This window comes from Halomonas sp. 3F2F, from assembly GCF_014897805.1.
Taxonomy (GTDB): Bacteria; Pseudomonadota; Gammaproteobacteria; order Pseudomonadales; family Halomonadaceae; genus Vreelandella.
This window is the reverse complement of sequence record NZ_JABUZE010000030.1, coordinates 1-3776: the sequence shown is the minus strand read 5'-3', so window position 1 is coordinate 3776 and position 3776 is coordinate 1. Positions and strand designations below refer to the sequence as shown.

Sequence of the window (3776 nt, the reverse complement as noted above, 5' to 3'; positions counted from 1 at the left end):
GCGCCCTCCTTTGAGAACGTCGACGAGTTGTTGCTTCACTATGCGTGGTGGCCGCGTCTCTCGATCGCGCTGCTAGCTGGGGGCGGTTTGGGGTTGGCGGGTGTACTGATGCAACAAGTACTGCGCAACCCGCTGGCCTCGCCCACCACCCTAGGGGTGGCATCGGGCGCTAACCTGGCGTTGATGACCGCTACCTTACTGGCGCCGGGGCTGCTTGTCGCCGGGCGTGAATGGGTCGCCTTGTTGGGTGGTGCGCTGGCGGTTGGGTTAGTTTTCCTGCTCTCGTGGCGGCGCGGGTTGGCGCCGATCGTGGTGGTGCTGGCGGGCTTGGTGGTTAATCTGTACTTAGGGGCGCTTTCTACAGCGCTGCTGCTGTTTAACCACGAGGCGCTTTCGGGGCTGCTTATTTGGGGCGCGGGTTCGCTGGCGCAAAACGGGTGGGATGGCGTTGCGGTTCTCTGGCCACGGCTGGCGATTAGCTGTGTCGCCGCCTGGTTTTTGCTGCGCCCTTTGGCGGTGCTTGAGCTTGACGACGCCAGTGCCAAGAGCCTCGGCGTCTCGCTGACCTATCTGCGCTTTGCGGGGATGGGGCTGGCGGTATTTATTACCGGTAGCATTGTCAGCGTGGTGGGTATCATCGGTTTTATCGGCTTGGCAGCGCCCAATATTGTGCGTATGGCCGGTGCGCGGCGCTTAGGGCCACGTCTGCTTTGGTCGACGTTACTAGGGGCTGTGTTGTTGGTCACCACGGATCTACTGCTGCAACATTTCGGTGGCATGGTGGCGGCCTTTATTCCCACTGGAGCGATTACCGGTGCCCTGGGGGCGCCGCTATTAATGTGGTTGATTCCACGTTTGAAACTGCAGGGCGATCAACCACCGAAAGGGGCGGGCGTTTTTGCCCATCGCCATCCTGCGCCTTCCCGTTTAGCAACGGGTTTACTCCTCGCGCTACTGGGCGCCACATTACTTGGCTTGCTGGTGGGACAGGGTGTTGATGGCTGGTACTTACTGTCGCCGGATAACTGGAACGTGATGCAGTGGCGCATGCCGCGGGTAATGGCGGCAGCGGCGAGTGGGCTAATGCTGGCAATTGCCGGAACGATTCTGCAGCGTCTTTCCGCCAATCCCATGGCTAGCCCCGAGGTATTGGGTATCAGCGGTGGCTGTGCCATTGCACTGATTCTGGGGATTTTCCTATTACCTGCGCCCACCAATATGATGCTGATTGGCGTGGGTACCCTGGGGGCTTTTGCAACGCTGCTGGTACTGGTGGGTATCAACCGCAAGAGCGGCTATCTGCCCGAGCGTTTGCTGCTCACCGGGGTGGCCGTCAGCGCTCTGTTTGATGCGGTGCGTAGCGTGATGCTGGCGGGTGGCGACCCACGTGGCCAGCAGGTGATCGCCTGGCTGGCGGGCTCTACTTATTACGTGGATGTCACCAATGCGGTTGTCGTCGGCGGCATTGCCGCCGTTCTGGCACTGGTCACACTGCCCTTTACCCGTTGGCTGGATATCTTGCCGTTAGGCGCACCGACGGCCAAGGCGCTTGGGGTAACCCTCAACCGCGCCCGTTTGGCATTGCTGTTACTGGTGGCGCTACTAACCGCCTGCGCCACCTTGGTGGTGGGGCCGCTGTCGTTTATTGGCCTGCTGGCACCGCATATGGCGCGTTTGGTTGGCTTCTCTCGGGCAGGGCAACATCTGCTGGGGGCGGCGTTGATCGGCATGCTATTAATGGTGATGGCAGACTGGGTAGGTCGTCAGATTATTTTCCCGTACGAGATACCAGCAGGTTTGGTCGCCTCCCTGATTGGTGGTGCTTACTTTATGTGGGGGTTGCGGCGGCTATGAGCGAAGCGGCGAGCGTGCTACCGGTAGCGACGAATCCAGCAGACGCTTTGTTGGCGCTCTATCGCCAGCCGCCGTTGGATAACTTAAAGGCACCTGCGTTTGGTCAGCCTGATGAGACGACATTGGCAGCTACTGAACTGCTGAATCATGAAGTGCTCTTCGCCCAGCTGTCGCGTTACTGCCGGTACCACGGTGACGATGCTGATTTTCTGGCCGCCGCTTCGATATGGTCGAAATTCCATTTCAGCAGTGTCTCTATTCCGACGCTGGTGGCGAACCTGCTATTGGGTTACGACCTGCCAGTCGGCGGAGGTGAGCTGCGGCTGGCGTTGGGTGATCACGGTCAGACGTCGCGCATCTGGCTGCCGCATGGTGGCGTGCCGTTGGCCTCAAAAGCGCTCCAGGCACGCTTTAGCAGCCTATTCGATGACCACTGTGCGCCGCTTATCGAAGCGTTGGCCGTGGTCTCTGGACTTTCTGCCAAAGTGTTCTGGAGCAATCTTGGTCACTATGTGGAGTTCGTGGGCAAGACCTGCTCACGGCATCCAGACTTCACTGGCGCGGGTGAGCCGCTGCTAGATTATCTCGCCACTAAGACGCTACCCGATGGGCGTCGCAACCCGCTCTATCAACCTGTGCGTTATCTGGAACTGGGCGGTGAAACCCCTGCTCGAGTGCGGCGGCTGTGCTGCATCAAATATCGGCTGCCCGGCGAGCCGCTGTGCGGCGGTTGCCCGCTGAAACCCGAGAATAAACCGGCCAAACGCCAACGCTAGCTTTCAAATATCGGCTAATTTTTCGAAGTACCAGGAGGCCCTGTTCATGGAGCTGTTCAAGATTGTATGGCGTGATTACCGCTGGCCCTTTATGGCGGTGGTAATGCTTAGTTTGGTCAGCGCCGGCCTGGGCATCGGAGTTATTGCGTTTATCAATGAACGAATGTTGGGTACCTTCGCTGACCCTTGGCGAATCCTGCCGGAATTCCTGGGTCTGGTGGCGTTGCTGCTGGCGATTACTCTGGCCTCGCAATTAGCCTTGACCACCTTGGGGCACCACTTTGTCTATCGGCTGCGGGGGCAGTTGATCAAACGCATCTTGGATACCGATATCGAGCGTATTGAGCAGATTGGCAGCGCACGTTTATTGGCCAGCTTATCCAGCGATGTGCGTTATATCACCGTGGCCTTTGTGCGCTTGCCGGAGCTGGTGCAGGGTGGGGTACTGACGGTGGGTGTCACGGTTTATCTAGGTTGGCTTTCGCCAACTATGCTGATGGTGACGGCGCTGTGGGTGATTTTTACTATTCTGGTAGGCATGCGCTTGGTGGCGAAAGTGTATCGGCATATGGCCAAGCTACGGGATTCAGAAGACCGCCTTTACGCGGACTATCAGTCGGTGATTGAGGGGCGTAAGGAACTGGCACTCAATCGCGACCGAGCCGAGTGGTTGTACCGTGATGTTTACACACCTAACGCTGAAGCGTATCGGCACCATATTATTCGCGGTGATACCTACCATCTTAGCGCGGTCAACTGGTTCAATATCATGATGCTGGGGGCCATCGGCGTGGTGTTTTTCCTGGCCAACGGCCTGGGCTGGGCATCAGCGCAAGTGGCCACCACCTTCTCGCTCACGCTTTTATTTCTACGCGCGCCGCTGATTCAAGCCATTGGTGCCTTTCCGCCGCTGATCAACGCGCGGGTGGCCTTCGAGAAAATCAGCGCGCTGGATCTAGCGGAGCACCGTGACTCCTTCGATGGCGGCACGCAGCACCATAACTGGCAGGAGGTAGTGCTAGAACAGGCTACCTATCGTTACCCCGCTGAAGAAGCGCGGTCAGGCTTTGCCATCGGGCCTATTGACCTGACCTTAAAGCGTGGCGAGGTAGTGTTTCTGATCGGCGGCAATGGCAGTGGCAAATC

The 3776-nt window shown here is 58.5% G+C and carries 3 protein-coding genes; all 3 read left to right on the top strand.

What is annotated here, in order from left to right:
• Window positions 1–1854: Fe(3+)-hydroxamate ABC transporter permease FhuB (gene fhuB / locus INT21_RS03150; protein WP_193084843.1), on the top strand; the 1854-nt coding region annotated here is incomplete at its 5' end.
• Window positions 1851–2630, top strand: a complete 780-nt coding sequence (gene fhuF, locus INT21_RS03145) for a siderophore-iron reductase FhuF (RefSeq protein WP_193060934.1) — start codon at window positions 1851–1853, stop codon at window positions 2628–2630. The genes fhuB and fhuF, both read left to right, overlap by 4 nt.
• Before the next feature lie 46 nt (window positions 2631–2676).
• The coding region (locus tag INT21_RS03140) for an ABC transporter transmembrane domain-containing protein (protein WP_193084842.1) at window positions 2677–3776 on the top strand (1100 nt) is incomplete at its 3' end.

Coding starts and splice junctions, on each gene's coding strand:
- fhuF (WP_193060934.1), top strand. CDS start 1,851: ATGAGCGAAGCGGCGAGCGTGCTACCGGTAGCGACGAATCCAGCAGAC.